This window comes from Halorubrum salinum (assembly GCF_024494575.1).
In the GTDB taxonomy this organism is placed as follows: domain Archaea; phylum Halobacteriota; class Halobacteria; order Halobacteriales; family Haloferacaceae; genus Halorubrum; species Halorubrum salinum.
In genome coordinates, this window is record NZ_JANHDO010000005.1 from 40,004 (window position 1) to 52,723 (window position 12,720).

At 67.1% G+C, this 12,720-nt stretch carries 14 protein-coding genes and 1 other RNA gene; 4 read left to right on the forward strand and 11 right to left on the reverse strand.

Features of this window, described 5'->3' with window-relative positions; all coding sequences use genetic code 11:
• Positions 1-108: 108 nt before the first annotated feature.
• From hisF to NO930_RS12465, 3 genes are all read right to left on the reverse strand, one after another.
• A complete protein-coding gene (gene hisF / locus NO930_RS12455) occupies positions 109-927 on the reverse strand; it encodes an imidazole glycerol phosphate synthase subunit HisF (protein WP_256403708.1) in 819 nt (272 codons plus the stop codon).
• Between the two features lie 46 nt (positions 928-973).
• A complete protein-coding gene (locus NO930_RS12460; RefSeq protein WP_256403709.1) occupies positions 974-1,984 on the reverse strand; it encodes a glycosyltransferase family 2 protein in 1,011 nt (336 codons plus the stop codon).
• Between the two features lie 97 nt (positions 1,985-2,081).
• Positions 2,082-2,354 (reverse strand): MarR family transcriptional regulator, encoded by a 273-nt coding sequence (locus NO930_RS12465; protein WP_137784247.1) that lies wholly within the window; start codon positions 2,352-2,354, stop codon positions 2,082-2,084.
• 254 nt (positions 2,355-2,608) lie between these two features.
• On the opposite strand from NO930_RS12465, the gene NO930_RS12470 reads away from it, so the two are divergent.
• A complete protein-coding gene (locus tag NO930_RS12470) occupies positions 2,609-3,376 on the forward strand; it encodes a class I SAM-dependent methyltransferase (RefSeq protein ID WP_256403710.1) in 768 nt (255 codons plus the stop codon).
• A gap of 24 nt (positions 3,377-3,400) precedes the next feature.
• On the opposite strand, the gene NO930_RS12475 is transcribed toward NO930_RS12470, so the two are convergent.
• The 3 genes from NO930_RS12475 to NO930_RS12485 form a co-directional block, all read right to left on the reverse strand.
• Complete coding sequence (locus NO930_RS12475; protein WP_137784165.1) at positions 3,401-3,820, reverse strand: TRAM domain-containing protein; 420 nt, start codon at positions 3,818-3,820, stop codon at positions 3,401-3,403.
• A gap of 100 nt (positions 3,821-3,920) precedes the next feature.
• Positions 3,921-4,232: signal recognition particle sRNA (gene ffs, locus NO930_RS12480), an RNA gene on the reverse strand.
• Positions 4,233-4,280: 48 nt separating this feature from the next.
• Entirely contained in the window at positions 4,281-4,694 is a 414-nt protein-coding gene (locus NO930_RS12485) for a DUF7548 family protein (protein WP_256403711.1), read from the reverse strand.
• Positions 4,695-4,809: 115 nt separating this feature from the next.
• Between NO930_RS12485 and NO930_RS12490 the strand changes: the two genes are divergently transcribed.
• Entirely contained in the window at positions 4,810-5,268 is a 459-nt protein-coding gene (locus tag NO930_RS12490) for a DUF7992 family protein (protein ID WP_137784167.1), read from the forward strand.
• 42 nt (positions 5,269-5,310) lie between these two features.
• Here the strand turns inward: NO930_RS12490 and NO930_RS12495 are convergent, their stop codons facing one another.
• Complete coding sequence (locus NO930_RS12495; protein ID WP_256403712.1) at positions 5,311-6,336, reverse strand: aldo/keto reductase; 1,026 nt, start codon at positions 6,334-6,336, stop codon at positions 5,311-5,313.
• 78 nt (positions 6,337-6,414) lie between these two features.
• On the opposite strand from NO930_RS12495, the gene NO930_RS12500 reads away from it, so the two are divergent.
• Positions 6,415-7,119, forward strand: coding sequence for a haloacid dehalogenase type II (locus NO930_RS12500; protein WP_256403713.1), 705 nt, complete (start codon positions 6,415-6,417; stop codon positions 7,117-7,119).
• Positions 7,120-7,246: 127 nt separating this feature from the next.
• Positions 7,247-7,987, forward strand: coding sequence for an SDR family oxidoreductase (locus NO930_RS12505; RefSeq protein ID WP_256403714.1), 741 nt, complete (start codon positions 7,247-7,249; stop codon positions 7,985-7,987).
• Positions 7,988-8,165: 178 nt separating this feature from the next.
• Here NO930_RS12505 and NO930_RS12510 read toward each other — a convergent pair whose 3' ends face one another.
• From NO930_RS12510 to NO930_RS12525, 4 genes are all read right to left on the reverse strand, one after another.
• Positions 8,166-9,338 carry a pyridoxal-phosphate-dependent aminotransferase family protein gene (locus tag NO930_RS12510; protein ID WP_256403715.1) on the reverse strand — a complete coding sequence of 391 codons (1,173 nt, stop codon included), beginning with the start codon at positions 9,336-9,338 and terminating at the stop codon, positions 8,166-8,168.
• An 87-nt stretch (positions 9,339-9,425) separates the two neighbouring features.
• Positions 9,426-11,414 carry a threonine--tRNA ligase gene (thrS, locus tag NO930_RS12515; RefSeq protein ID WP_256403716.1) on the reverse strand — a complete coding sequence of 663 codons (1,989 nt, stop codon included), beginning with the start codon at positions 11,412-11,414 and terminating at the stop codon, positions 9,426-9,428.
• An 81-nt stretch (positions 11,415-11,495) separates the two neighbouring features.
• The gene (locus NO930_RS12520; RefSeq protein ID WP_256403717.1) at positions 11,496-11,918 is read right to left on the reverse strand and encodes a CoA-binding protein; all 423 of its coding nucleotides are present in this window, start codon (positions 11,916-11,918) and stop codon (positions 11,496-11,498) included.
• A gap of 72 nt (positions 11,919-11,990) precedes the next feature.
• Positions 11,991-12,593: an RAD55 family ATPase gene (locus NO930_RS12525; RefSeq protein ID WP_137784381.1), complete on the reverse strand. Its 603-nt coding sequence runs from the start codon at positions 12,591-12,593 to the stop codon at positions 11,991-11,993.
• Positions 12,594-12,720 lie beyond the last annotated feature (127 nt).

Sequence of the window (12,720 nt, forward strand, 5' to 3'; positions counted from 1 at the left end):
CAATCACATAATAACTGTTGATTTTGGAACGGAAAAGGAGAACAACAGCGCGTTCTATCCGGGATACTCACTCGCTCGGAGTACCACGTTCCCGTCTCGTTGGACGGCTCAGAGCCGGACCGGAACGCCGCGCTCGTCGAGGTACGCCTTCGTCTCCTCGATCGAGTAGTCCCCGAAGTGGAAGATTGAGGCGGCGAGGCCGGCGTCGGCGTTCGCCTCGGTGAACACCTCGTACATGTCTTCGGGGCCGCCACAGCCGGAGGAGGCGATGACGGGCGTCGAGACGGCGTCGCAGATCGCCTTCATCAGGGGGATGTCGTAGCCGTCTTTCGTCCCGTCCATGTCGATCGAGTTGACGAACAGCTCGCCCGCGCCGCGCTCTTCGGCCTCTTTGGCCCACGAGACGGCGTCGATGCCGGTTCCCTCCCGGCCGCCCTTCTTCGTGCACTCGAACCACACCTCCTCGCCGTCTGCGTCCTCGTAGAAGTGGTCGCCGGCGTCGTCGTGCCGTCGGCGCGCGTCGACGGAGATGACGATACACTGGGAGCCGAAGGCGGCCGCGCCCTCCTCGATGAGTTCGGGCCGATCGAGCGCCCCGGTGGTGATGGAGACCTTGTCCGCCCCGGCTCGCAGCGTCTCTTTGATGTCGGCTTTCGTCCGAATGCCGCCGCCGACGGTGAGGGGGATGAAACACTCGTCTGCGACCGCGTTCACCACGTCGAGCATCGTCTCGCGACCCTCCGCACTCGCCGTGATATCGAGGAAGACGAACTCGTCCGCGCCGGCGGCGTTGTACTTTTTCGCCAGCTCGACCGGGTCGCCGGTGTACTCAAGATTCTCGAAGTTGACGCCCGTGTACACCGCCGCGTCCCCGTCGTCGTCGAGGTCGACGTCGATGCAGGGGATGATCCGCTTCGTGAGTCCCATCTGTTGCCGGCAGTTGACGTCGCCCGGGGTTAAAATGCGCGGGAGCTCACTCCCCGTCGGCGTCTCGCCCGTCGTACCGCGCGACGGCGCGGTCGGCGCGCGTCGAAATCCCGTTCGGGTTCCGCGCGGGGCTTCGGTCGCGGCGACGGGCGACGAGCCCGTCGGAGCTCCCGCCGGTGAGGCCGACGAGCACGTCGCGGCCCGTGGCGACCCACCGGGACGGGGTGGACTCGCCGCGCACGACCTCGCGCGCGACGTCGACCGCGTCCGTCAGCGCGTGCGAGCCGGTCCGCACGAGCACGGTCGGGCGCACCCCGTAGTTCTTACAGAGCCGGTACGAGAGGGCGCGGTACTTCCAGCCCCACTCGCGGGCCGTCCGCCCTCCGTCCGCTGCGGTCGGGCTCGGGAGTCGCTTGACCGCCGCGAGGTCCCCGCGCCACGCGACTTCACAGCCCATCCGCGCGAGCCGGTGTGCGGCGTCGCGAGCGCCGCCGGTGTGGAGGTACTCGTCGAAGCCGTCGAGGTCGCGGAGGGTCTCGCTCCGGAAGGCGACGTTGCCGCTCTCGAAGTACGTCACGTCGTGCCCCGCGATCGTTCGCCGCTCGGGACCGTCCGGCGGTTCTTCGGGGGGATCAGGCGACACACCGGGAGCGTCCGTCGCGCCCGAGACGCCGCCTTCGTGGTCGTCGTTCCCGTCCGCCGCCGTCGGTGCGTCCACCGGCGTCACCGGACCGGTCACGACGTCGGCCTCCCCGAGTCCGCTTCGGACGCCGTCCGCCCAGGACTCGCCGATCCGGTGGTCGTAGTCCACGATTGCGACCGCGTCACCGGTCGCGACCTCGATGCCGGCGTTGCGGGCGACGTTGACCGTCCGGTCGGATATCTCGACTAACACGTCCACGTCGTCGCGGTCGCGTACCATCCCGGTCGTGCCGTCGGCGGAGGGACCGTTGGCGACGATCACCTCCGCCTCGGGGGCGTGTGCCGAAAGCGCGTCGAGACAGGCGGCCAACCGGTCCCGCCCGTTGAGGGTCGGCACGACAACCGAGAGATCCATACCCGCCGATACCGGGCGGAGGGATAAAAAGGGCTCCGTGCGAGAGCGCGCGGACGCGCCGGGCCGGTGCGACCCCGCGACGCGGATCAGTGGCGGTCTAGACCGTCAGGTAGTACACTTGCTTGCGCGCGTCCTTGAAGCTGTACCGGGAGTCGACGAGGCCTTCCTCTTCGAGCCGATTGAGGGCGTAGCGGACGGTCCGGTCGGGCAGGAGCGACTCTTCGGCGAGCCCGCCCTGCGACAGCGGCGCGTCGCCCTCCAGTACCTTGGCGACGAGCTTGGCGCTCGGCGGAAGTTCGCGCAAGCGGTCGCGGTACTCGGATTCCGAAAGGCGGTCTTGGTCGGCGGTCTCCGCGTGACTGGTACTCATATCTCCTATCAAGCCCCTTCTTAGTGGTAAAGGTTAGCTACATATAGGGGAATCCGATTGGAACAATATAATGTATTAATATCACCTCTCGGCCTACAATCATTCATGAATGATTAATATATTCTGTCGGTCGGACGATGCGAGTCGCTCGCGGACGCCGTCGTCTCGTTCGGCGGTGGCGGTGGGCTCGGGTCGGGTCGCGTCTCGGTCGCATCCAGTACGGTTTTGTCGGTCCGGCGTTCAGTACGGGCAACGTGAAGGGACAGGACTGGTACCAGGCCGACGAGGTCGCAGAAGAGTACGAGGACGTGCGATTCTCCGGCGGCGGCGAACTCATCGATCGGCGCGAGAAGGCGGCGGTGCTCTCCGCGCTCGGACCGATCGAAGCGGGCCACCGCGTGCTGGAGGTCGCCTGCGGCACCGGTCGGTTCACGACCATGCTCGCCGACCGCGGAGCCGACATCGTCGGCCTCGACATCTCCCGGGAGATGCTCGAACAGGGGCGCGCGAAGGCCGCGAAGGCCGGAATCTCTGACACGGTCGAGTTCGTTCGCGGCGACGCCTCGCGGCTCCCGTTCCCGGACGACCACTTCGACACGGTGATCGCGATGCGATTTTTCCACCTGATGGACGACCCCGCGCCGTTCCTCGAAGAGCTGTGCCGCGTCAGCGCCGATCAGGTGTTCTTCGACACGTTCAACGGTCGGAGCCTGCGGACGCTGTACACGTGGCTTCTCCCGATGGGATCCCGGCTCTACTCCGAGGACCAAGTGGCCGACATGCTCCGAGAGGCGGGGCTCACGCTCGCGGGCGAGTCTCACGACTTCGTGCTCCCGTACGGGTTCTACCGCGAGCTTCCGGGCCCCATCGCGAAGCCGTTCCGCGTGCTCGACAGGCTCGTCGGCAACACCATCCCCGGCGACTACGTCGCGTCGGTCTCGTACTGGGACGCGCGGATCCCGCTCGGCGACGGCCGAGAGGAGAGTCGTCCGCCGGGCGACGCGTCCGATACGGACTCCTGAACGGGACTCGAACGGCGGCGGTAGCTACACCGCGTCGTCGACGACTTCCCCGACCGCGAAGTTCGGTTTCACTTCCGTCACCTCTATTTTCACGCGCTCGCCGACCTCCGTGTCGGGTACGATGATGACGTAGCCCCGCTCGACTCTGGCGATCCCGTCTCCCTGCTTCCCGAGGTCTTCGATCTCGACGTACCGCATCTCGCCGGGCTCGACCGGCGGCTGTGGCCCGTCGTCCGACCGGGAGGCAGAGATGTCGCCGTCGCCGTCGGTCGTCGCGGCAGACTCGTCGGACTCGGACCGCGCGACGAGCGCGACGCGGTACGTCTCGCCCGGTTCGAGAGAGCCGGTCTCGACCTCGCGACGCGGCACGTCGACCACGTATTCCCCGTCTTCCTCACGAATGTCGGCGCTGAACAGACAGAGGAGCTTCTCCGAAATTTCCATAGTAGACTCCACCGGAACGTCGAGGCGGATCTGTATAGTTGTACCGCCGGGACGCGCAGAGAGACGTCACTCTCGTCCGTGTCGTCTCGACCGGTATGAATGGTGGACGGGCGGGGTGGCCCGGCGTTCCGTCACGGGGTGTCCCGGTTGCCTTCTCCACCCCGCGACCCGACGAGCGACGGGCGTTCGGCGGTGGGCTGCTCGCTTCCGCGCCTGACCCGGTGTCGCCGACGAACCGCGACGGACCGCTCCTGCGAGCGGGCGCCGCGGACCGCTGTCCCCGGCGGACGAGGTTTCCACGTTGGCTCTCGGGGCCCGTGCCGGTCTGACCGGACGCGCCCGCTGTTCGGTCCCCGCTGAAGACTACCTCACGGGTGACGAGCGGGGCCTAACCGCCCGACCTAGTCCATTCCCGGCTACACGACAGGACCTTAAGGGCCTTTCGTTCGCCCGATTCGAACTACGACAGCACCTCGCGCGCGTGCACCGCGGCGGCGACCGGAACCGGCACCGAGACGGCGACGACGGCGCGGGCGTGCCACACGAGCCAGAGGTTCTCTCGGAACAGCGGACTGGGTTCGATGGCGAGCGCCCAGAACGCCGCGCTCGCGGTCGTCGCGACGCCGAGCATCACCGCGACCCCGGCGAGCGTCCCCGGATCGAGGTTCCCCTGCTCGATCGATCCTACGACGACCGCGCTCAAGAGCGCGAACAGCACGATTCCGGCACCGCCGACGGTCCCCGACGCGTAGTAGGCAGCGAGCTGGTCGGCCCCGCCGGATCCCGCCAGGATCGCGTACGGCGCACCGAGCACGAGCACGGTCGCGACGGCGGCGGCGATCGCCGTCCGACGGGCGGTCGCTCGAACGTTCATGTCGAACCGTCCGACCGGCACGGCGGTAAAAGGCCCGGATCGGCGGCGACTGCGGAGACCGCGTGGAGCGACTGCGACCCGCACCGTTTTGGGTCGGCGGCGCGGATCGCCGTACATGAGCCTCGACGTCGACCCACCGGACCCGCCAGAACTCGCCGCCGTCGACCCGAACGAGTACGAGGACGCGGAGGTCGCGGGCGGCGAGTACCGTCGCGACGAGTTGGAGGCGTTCCTCCGCGAGGGCGCGTGGGAGGAGGCGTTCGGCGAGTGGGCAGCGACGAGCGACATGGACGAGGACGACTGGCGGATCGCCGTCGACCTCGGATTGGTCTCTCGGTTCGACTTCTTCTGGGACGACTTCGCAGACCGCGTGGGCTACCACGCGCCGGGGCTCCCCGAAGACTGGAAGGAGCGCGACCTCCACCCCGAGTTGAACTCGTGGGGGACGGTCTCCGCGATCAACGCCGGACTCACGGAGCTCGGACAGATCGTCTGTGAGACGCTCAAATCGGAGTACATCGACTGGGAGGCCGAGTTCGACGCCCCGGACGACCTGCCGGATTTCGGAGAGTAGATCCCCTACGGCCCGCGCCGCTTCGCGGTCGTCAGCCGAGAATCAGTGACCCCAGAGGGTGCCGTCGGGGTCGTACCGCGCGTCCATGATCCGGTCCCACTGTGTGTCCGAGAGCTCGAGGTCCGTCGCCGCGACGTTCTCTGCGAGCTGTTCCGTCGTACGTGCGCCGACGATGGGGACGCAGGTGAACTCGTCCCACTCGGTGAGCCACGCGAGCGCGACCTGCGCCGGCGTCGCGTCGAGATCGGCCGCGACCTCGCGGACCGCGTCGAGCACCTTCCAGCCGCGCTCGGAGAGATAGAACCGCTCGAACCGGTCGTCGAGGCTCGCCCGCGACCCGTCCGGCGCGATCACCTGCTCCGGGTCGTCCGGGTCGGCGCGCTCGTACTTCCCGGTGAGGAACCCTCCGGCCAGCGGCGAGTACGGACAGACGGCGATGTCCTGGTCGATACAGACGTCGAGGTACTCTTTGACGTCCTCGTAGTAGCCGGCGTGGTGGAGCGGCTGGACCACGTCGAACCCCGCGTAGTCGTTGGCGTCGGCGGTCCACAGCGCCTTGGTCAGTTGCCACGCCGCCATCGTCGACGCGCCGAGGTAGTGCACTTTCCCCGCCGAGACCAGCTCGTCGAGGGTGCGCATCGTCTCCTCGACGGGCGTCTCCTCGTCGAAGCGGTGGATGTAGTAGATGTCGAGGTAGTCGGTGTCGAGCCGGTCGAGCGTCCCCTCGACTTGCGCCCGAATGTGCTTGCGGCCGAGCCCCGAGTCGTTGGGGCCGGGCTCGCCGCGGCCGTCGAACGGGAAGTACACCTTCGAGGCGATCACGTAGTCCTCGCGGTCGCGCTCGTCGAGCCACTCGCCGACGTACTTCTCGCTCGTCCCGTTCGGCGTCCCGTAGACGTTCGCCGTATCGATGAAGTTGATCCCGTGAGACTCCGCCGCGTCGAGGAGTTCGTGGGCCTCCTCGCGGCCCGTCTCCACGACGCCGTTCGTCTCGCGTCCGAATCGCCACGTCCCGAAACAGAGTTCCGAGACGGACAGTCCCGTGTTGCCGAGCCGTCGGTAGTCCATACGCCCACCTCGAGTCTGCGGTTTATAAATCGTGGCGGCAGCGGCGGACGCCACGGTTATCATCTGGGACGCAGTAGCGTGCGCATGGAGTACGATTCCATCTCGACGGTCACGGTCGACTCGTACAGCACGCTCGTCGACATCGGCTCACAGGAGGCGGTGCTCGAAGCGCACGTCGACGGGTTGGACGACGCGGAGGCCGTCTCACAGCTGTGGCGCGCGCAGTACCTCCAGTACTCGATGATCGCGAACGACATCGACGCCTACGAGCCGTTCTGGGACCTCATCGGACAGGGTCTCCGCTACGCCCTCGAAGCGAACGGGTACGACGTACCGGAGGCCACCCGCGACGAGATCCGCCGTACCGTGTACGAGGACGAACTGTCCATCTTCGACGACGTCGAGGCGGGAATCGAGCGGATCACCGACGCGGGCTACGAGGTGTACATCGTCTCGAACGGCTCGCCCGAGATGCTGGACCACCTGGTCGCGGCCGCCGGCCTCGGCGACATCGTGACGGACGCGATCAGCGCGCACGAGGTGGAGACGTACAAGCCGGACGCGGCGATCTACGAGCACGCCGCCGACCGGACGGACACGCCGATCGAAGAGGTGTTACACGCCTCCGGCGGCGGAATGCGCGACGTGTGGGGCGCGAAACACGCCGGAATGTCGACGGCGTGGGTGTCCCGTCCCGGAAAGGAGCTTCCGACCGAAGAGCTGGGCCCCGAGCCGGACATCGTCATCGAGGACTTCCACGATCTGGCCGACCGACTGGAGTGAGCCCTCTTCGCCGACCTGCCGGAGACGTCTGAGCGCGGACGCGGGTGGCACGGACGGAGTCGCCGGCACGGACGCGAGTGGCGCAGACGGCGCGGCTTTTATGACCGCGGTGCGTGACCGTCCGCACATGACGACGCTCGACGACGCGGCGGTCCTGGTGACGGGCGCGAGTTCGGGGATCGGCGAGGCGACGGCGCACGCGCTCGCCGAGCGCGGCGCGAACGTCGCCCTCCTGGCCCGTCGCGAGGAGCGGCTCGAATCGATCGCCGAGGAGCTGGAAGCCGAGTACGACGCACGGGCCCTCGTCGTTCCCGGAGACGTCCGCGATCGGGCGACCTCCGCGGCGGCGGTCGAGGCCGTCGTCGAGGCGTTCGGCGGACTGGACGTGGTCGTCTCGAACGCCGGACTCGGCCGCGGCGGCGACGTCGAGACGATGACGGACGAGGCGTACGCGGCGATGCAGGAGACGAACGTCGACGGAACGTTCTTTCTCACCCGAGAGGCGCTTTCACACCTGAAAGCGAGCGAGGGGTCGCTCGTCTTCGTCGGGAGCTTCGCCGGGAAGTTCCCCCGCCCGTTCAACCCCGTGTACGCCGCGACCAAGTGGTGGGTGCGCGGATTCGCCCACAGCGTCGCGGCGCAAGTCGGCGACGAGGGCGTCGCCGTGAGCGTGGTCAACCCCTCCGAGGTCCGCACCGAGTTCGGGAGCGAGGACGGCGAGCCGTTCGAGGAGCGGTTCGAACCGGGATCGGTGACGGAGCCCGAAGAGATCGCCGAGGCGATCGCCTTCGCGGCGTCGCGACCGGGGTCGACGGCTCAGGAGATCGACCTCTACCGTCGCGACAAGTACGCCGACACGATGGGGTGACTCACTCCCGGATCGGCGCGCCACACTCCGGACAGGCGTCCCGCTCACGCGAGACGGCCAGGTCGCAGGCCGGACAGAACCGTCGGTCGCAGACCGAGTCGCCCATACTCGGTCCGGACGCGGGCCCGAAACAAAAAGATCCGGCTCGGACGCGTCGCCGAATCTGGTGATCGGGAGTCTACGCCTCGTGTCCCTGGGCGGCGAGTGCGTCATCCAGCGCGGAGAGCGCGTACTGGACGTTCTTCGGGCGCGCGGAGTAGCCCATGCAGCCGATCCGCCAGACGTCGCCGGCGAGGTCACCGAGGCCGGCGGCGATCTCGATGTCGTACTCGGCGAGCAAGTGGTCGATGACCGCGGCGTCGTCGACGCCGTCGGGAACCTGCACGGCGTTCAGGCTCGGGAGCCAGTACTCGTCTGCCGCGTTCATCTCCAAGCCGAGGTCCTGTAACCCCGACTTCAGCTCACCGGCGACCTCGCGGTGGCGTTCCCACCGCGCCTCGATGCCCTCCTCTGCGACGAGCCGGAGCGCCTCGCGGAGCGCGTACACGTTCGTGATCGGCGCGGTGTGGTGATACGAGCGCTCGTCGCCCCAGTACCCTTCGAGCAGCGAGAGGTCGAGGTACCACGACTTGGTCGGCTCCTCGCGGTCCAGAACCTTGTCTATCGCCCGGTCGTTGAGCGTGAGCGGACTCGCGCCGGGCGGACACGAGAGGCACTTCTGCGAGCCGGAGTAGGCGACATCGATGTCCCAGTCGTCGACCCGGAGTTCGACCCCGCCGAGCGACGTGACCGAGTCGGCGATGACGTAAGCGTCGTGAGCGTGAGCGATATCTGTCAGCTCCGGGACGTTCGGCTGTAACACCCCGGTCGAGGTCTCGGCGTGGACGAACCCGAACACGTCCGGTTGGTGCTCGTCGAACGCGCGCTCGACGTCGACGGGGTCGAGCGGCTCGCCCCACGGCGCGTCGACCGTGACCACGTCGCCGCCGGCGCGCTCCGCCATCGACCGCATCCGACCGCCGAAGTAGCCGTTCGTCGGCACCAACATCGTGTCACCGGGTTCGACGAGGTTGCCGATAGCGGCCTCCATCGACGCGGAACCGGTACCGGAGACGGGGATCGTCCACCGGTTATCGGTCCGGAACGTGTATCGAAGCAGCTCCTGTACCTCGTCCATGATCTCGATGAACGCCGGGTCGAGGTGACCGACGAGCGGCGTGCTCATCGCCCTGAGCACTCGCGGATGGACGTCGCTCGGGCCGGGACCCATAAGCGTTCGGTCCGGCGGCGTCAGCTCGTCGACCTCGGGCGCGGCCTCGATCGAGGGGTCGATCTGCGGCGTTTCGCTCATACCGGATATCGCGGCGGTGACCGTCAAAAGTTCAGCGGAACGAGCGTTCCCGTGCCACACCGGACCACGGGGACGGACGAGACGGGGCTAGGCCGCGTCGACGAAGTCCGGATCGGTCCGCTTCTCGTCGCGCTCGTCGACGAGGTGGTCGACGAAGGTGTCGAGGTCGACGTCGCCGCGCTGGTTCTCGAAGCGGTCGCGCACGGAGACGGTTCCCGCCTCCTGCTCGTCGTCGCCGACGATCACCATGTACGGGAGCCGGTCGTCGTGGCCCGCGCGGATCTTCCGGCCGACCGTCCAGTCGCGGTCCTCGACCTCGACGCGGAAGCCCGCGTCCTCCAACTCGTTTTTCACGCGGTGGGCGTACCCCAGCGTCTCGTCGGAGACGGGGAGGATGCGGACCTGCTCCGGGGCGAGCCACAGCGGGAAGTCCCCGTCGAAGTGCTCGATGAGCACCATGAAGAAGCGCTCGTAGCTGCCGTACAGCGCCCGGTGGATCATCACCGGCTGGTGCTCCTCGTTGTCCTCGCCGGTGTAGGTCAGGTCGAACCGCTCCGGCATGTTGAAATCGAGCTGGACGGTCGGCCCGTCCCAGACGCGACCGAGGGCGTCCTCGAAGCCGAAGTCGATTTTCGGGCCGTAGAAGGCCCCGTCGCCCGGCTCGACGTCGTAGTCGTAGCCGCCGGATTCGAGCACGTCGCGGAGCTGGTCCTCGGCGGACTCCCAGATCTCGTCGCCGCCGACGGATTTGTCGGGTCGGGTCGCCAGCGCGACCTCGACCTCGAGATCGAGCGTCTCGACGACCTCGAAGATCATCTCGATCACCGACTCGATCTCCTGACGGATCTGGTCGGGTCGCACGAACAGGTGCCCGTCGTCGATGGTGAACGACCAGACCCGGGAGAGCCCGGAGAGTTCGCCGCGCTGTTCTTTCCGATACACCTTCCCGTTCTCGAAGTAGCGCTGGGGCAGGTCGCGGTACGACCACGACTGCTGATCGAAGATCGTCGCGTGGCCCGGGCAGTTCATGGGCTTCAGGCCGTACTCCTCGTCGTTGACGTCGAGGAGGAACATGTCGTCTTTGTAGTTCTCGTAGTGGCCGGACTTCTTCCACAGCTCAGTCCGGAACACGTGCGGCGTCTCGACCTCCTCGTAGCCGTTCTCGCGGTTCAGCTCGTTCGCGAAGTTCGACAGCTCGCGGAGCACCGTCTTCCCCGGCGGGTGATACAGCGGGAGTCCGGGACCGGTCACCGTCGGGATCGAAAAGAGGTTCATCTCCTGTCCGATCTTCCGGTGATCGCGCTCTTTGGCCTGCTCGCGCAGCTCCAAGTGCTCTTCGAGGTCGGACTCGGAGGCGAACGCCGTCCCGTACACGCGGGTGAGGGTGTCGTTGTCCTCGTCGCCGCGCCAGTAGGCGGCCGACACCTCCAGTAGGGTCGCCGCGCCGATCTCGCCGGTCGAGTCGACGTGCGGCCCCTGACAGAGGTCCCGCCAGCCGTCCTGCACGTAGAAGGTGACCTCCTCGTCGTCGGCCTCCTCCTCCAGTATCTGCCGTTTGTACTCGTTGTCGGCGTAGATCGCCTTGGCGTCCTCGCGCGAGCGGACCTCGCGCTCGATCTCGTAGTCGGCCTCGATGATCGCCTCCATCTCGGCTTCGATCGCGTCGAGGTCGTCCTCGTCGAGGTCGACGTCGGTCACGTCGTAATAAAACCCCTCGTCGGTCGGGGGACCGATGGTGAGCGTCGCCTCGGGATGGAGCCGCTGGAGCGCCTGCGCGAACACGTGGGCGGCGGAGTGGCGCAACACGGTGAGGTACTCGTCGGACTGGTCCGTGACGATCTCGATCTGTGCGCCGTCGTGGACCGTCGCGTGCTTTTCGACGAGTTCGCCGTCGATCTTCCCCGCCACGGTGTCGCGGCCGAGTCCGGGGCCGATCTCGTAGGCGACGTCTTCGACAGTCGCCCCCGCCGGCACGTCGAGTTCTGATCCGTCCGGGAGGACGACCGTCACCGCGGCCGCGTCATCGGCCTCCGCATCGGTCTCGCTCATACCTCTTCGAAGCCGGACGAACGGCATAAGTGTGTTCGATCCGCGGTTTCGGCGACCGGTTCGTGACGCGGTTTTTGCCGCCGCTTCCCGGCGAGGTCCGCTCTGCGGTCAGCCGCGCAGCCGCTCGTGTTCGACCTTCATACACCGGTCCTGGACCACGTCGATCCCCGCCGCCTCCGTCTCGCCCGCCGCCTCGTCGTGGCTGATGCCGAGCTGGAGCCACATCGTTCCGGCGTCGCCCCGCGCCGCGTGCCGGTCGCGGACGGCCGCGGCGATCTCCGGCACCTCGTCGCTCGGGCGGAACACGTCGACCACGTCGATCTCGGCGTCGACGTCGCCGATCGCGTCGTAGGCGGGCTCGCCGAGAACCTCGTCGGCGAAGGGGTTCACCGGAATAACGCGATACCCCTCTCGCTGGAGGTACGCCGGCACCTCGTGGGCGGCCTTGCCGGGCGTCGTCGAACAGCCGACGACGGCGATAGTGTCGGCGTCGAACACGGCGTCGAGTTCGGCGTCATCAGTGATGGGCATGCGTCGGGGTACGCACTGCGACACCGTAAATCATCCCGAGGTTCGACGTCACCCGGCCTGTCGGCCCGAGCCTCAGGCGAGCCGGATCTCGGGTTCGCCGTCTTCTGAAAGCGTGATGACGCCGTCGAAGAGCTGTTTTATCGTGTTCATCGCCTGATCGTCGTGTGCGGTCGAGTCGATACTGAACAGTCCGAGCCCGTTCACGCTCTGGATCCGGCCGGTGAACACGTGAAGAAACCGGAACACGGTCTGTAAGTCCGAGTACATCAACAGCGTCGACAGCGAGTGTACCATCACGCGGTTTCGGTCGATGCCGCGGTCGCCGAACGCCTGTAAGAACTCGGAGAGCTTTATCCCGATCCCGGTCATGTCGACGGGCGACGACGCGTATTTGATCCGGTCCGACTCACCCGGATCGCTCACGCCCTGTTGGCGAGTCACGCAGTCGACGACGGCGACGGGTTTCCCCTCGTAGGGCGTCCGCTTCGCGTAGTCTTTCAGAACGCGCTCACCCCCGTCTTTCGTCGTGACGACGATGGCTCCGTCCCCGTCGTCAGTTCCGTCTGCCAACATATCCAACATCAACGACCGCTTGCCGCTCAGTGGCGGCCCCATCAACAGAAGATTCGTGCCGAGTTCCACTTCTTCCTCGAAGTGGGGCCTCAGGTCATACATGGGCGCACCTCAGGGACGACTGAAGAAATTCGGGCCGCTCATTCGGCTGTGACGCCGTACGACCAAGACACATCTAACTACAGGAATAATCCCCAGTACGAATAATATTCTTTTTGATCGCCAGCGA